A 2,218-nucleotide genomic window follows, 5' to 3' on the forward strand; every position below is an offset into this window, starting at 1 on the left:
TGATCGCCGCGGCCACCTCATCGGCGCCGTACCAGCGCGGGGCGTGCTCGGTCATTGTGCTCATCTTCCTATTTCACTTCCGTCATGCTCAGCCCGTCCGGCATCCCGCCGGGCAGGTCGTGGTTCGTCTCGGGGTGTTCGGTGGCCGGGTTCTCGATCGAGTCATCGGCCCGGGCCACCTTCGGGGCGAAGGAGACCGCGATGATCGAGAGCACCGCGATCGCGGCGATGTACAGCGCGATCGGCACCCAGGACCCGTCGAAGCGGGCCAGCAGGAAGGTGCACAGCAGCGGGGCGGTGCCCCCGGCCAGCGCGGCGCCGATCTGGTAGCCCAGGGTCACCCCGGTGTAGCGCACCCGGGTGGAGAAGATCTCGGAGGTCAGGTCCCCAGGGTCGCGGTCACCGGCGGCCAGACCACGCCCAGGCCCACGATCACGGCCATGAACACCGCCCAGTCGGCCCCGGTGCCCAGCAGCAAGAAGAACGGGGCGGCGAACAATCCGATCACCACGGCGCCGCACAGGTACACCTGCAGCCGGCCCCACCTATCGGCCAGCCAGCCCATCACCGGGATCATCAGGGTGCTGGCCAGCGCGCCGGCGCTGACCGCGTTCAGCACGGTGGAGCGCTCGTAGTCCAAGGTGCCGGTGGCGTAGCTGACCACGAAGGTGGCGAAGATGTAGAACGGCGCGGTCTCCACGATCTTCGCGCCGATGGCGATCAGCACCGAGCGCCAGTGGTGGCGCAGCGTCTCGGCGATCGGCAGCTTGGCCACGTCCCCGGTGGCCTGCTGCTTCTTGACGCCGGGGTCTCCCCAGCCCGCCGCGGATCCACAACCCGATCACGATCAGCACGATGCTGGAGATGAACGGCAGGCGCCAGCCCCAGGACTCAAAGGAGGCCTGCGGCAGCAGGCTGACCAGGGAGAAGGCGATGGTGGCCAGCAGCATGCCGATGGTGATCCCGGTCTGCGGGATGCTGCCAAACAATCCCCGCCGGTTCTTCGGCGCGTACTCGTAGGCCAGCAGCAGTGCCCCGCCCCACTCCCCGCCGATGGCCAGGCCCTGGATGATCCGGCACAGGATCAGCAGCACCGGGGCGAGCATCCCCACCTGGGCGTAGGTGGGCAGCAGGCCGATGGCCACCGTGGCCCCGCCCATCAGCGAGAGCGTGACCACCAGGGTCTTCTTGCGCCCGATCCGGTCCCCGATGTGGGAGAAGATGATCCCGCCGAACGGGCGGATGAAGAAGGTCAGCGCCAGGGTCGTGTAGGAGAGCATCTGGGAGATGTACGGGTCATCGGAGGGGAAGAACTGCTTGTCGAAAATGAACGCCGCCGCCGTCGCGTAGAGGAAGAAATCGAACCATTCGATGGCCGATCCGCTCAGGCTAGCGGTCAGCACCTTGGGATAGCTCACCTTCTTCGGTGCCGCGGAAACCTGTTGACTCATGTCCTTGTCCATCTGCCGTGCGCCCCCACCCGCCTCCCCGCCGGGTCCGGCCGGGGGTGCGGTGGTAGCGCGATCTGGTCATTGAAAGCCCGTGACCTGCGCCACGAACAGACACCACAGTAAAATTTACTGTCGGTTAAGCAAATGGCCCAGCTCACAGTGGCTGGGCCAGCAGGGTGAAAAAGTGCGGGGATTACGTCGCTGACGTGCGGGTCTGCTCCCCGCGTCCGGCCCACACGCCCCGGGTGTGTCCGATGTGGCGGCGCATCAGCTCGGCCACCGCCCCAGCGTCCTGCGCGATCATCAGATCCAGCAGCTGGCCGTGCTCCCGGGCGGTGTTCACCAGCTGCCCGGCCTCGGCCAGCTGCGCCAGCCCGGACAGCCGGGCCCGGGAGCGCAGTTGGCGCACATTATCCACCAGGTGCCGGTTGCCGGCCAGGGCCAGGGCACGAAGGTGGAACTCGGTGTCCACCGCAATGAACTCGCGCAGCTGCCCGCGCTCGGCCGTGGAGTTCAGCGTCGTAGTCAGCGGGCGCAGCTGCTCCAGGTCCTCGGCCCGGGCATGCAGCGCCACCTGGGCCATGGTGGGCACCTCGATCAGCGCGCGCAGCTCGGCCAGCTCATCCAGGTCCCGGTCACTGAACCCCACGATCCGGTAGCCCTTGTTGCGCAACGCCTCCACCAGCCCTCGCGGCAATGTCGATCATCGCCTCGCGCACCGGGGTGGGTGAAACCCCCAGCATCTCGCCGGGCCGGGGCCGAATAGA

2 protein-coding genes and 1 pseudogene are annotated in these 2,218 nt (G+C 67.8%); all 3 read right to left on the reverse strand.

Annotation, left to right across the window (positions count from 1 at the left end; all coding sequences use genetic code 11):
• Positions 1-68: 68 nt before the first annotated feature.
• The gene (locus tag JCM19049_RS20665) at positions 69-356 is read right to left on the reverse strand and encodes a hypothetical protein (RefSeq protein ID WP_279403111.1); all 288 of its coding nucleotides are present in this window, start codon (positions 354-356) and stop codon (positions 69-71) included.
• A 23-nt stretch (positions 357-379) separates the two neighbouring features.
• A pseudogene (locus tag JCM19049_RS23545) lies at positions 380-1,463 on the reverse strand (MFS transporter).
• A 181-nt stretch (positions 1,464-1,644) separates the two neighbouring features.
• Complete coding sequence (locus JCM19049_RS12240) at positions 1,645-2,124, reverse strand: FCD domain-containing protein (RefSeq protein WP_279403113.1); 480 nt, start codon at positions 2,122-2,124, stop codon at positions 1,645-1,647.
• Between the last annotated feature and the right edge of the window lie 94 nt (positions 2,125-2,218).

Source organism: Arthrobacter sp. JCM 19049, assembly GCF_001310435.1.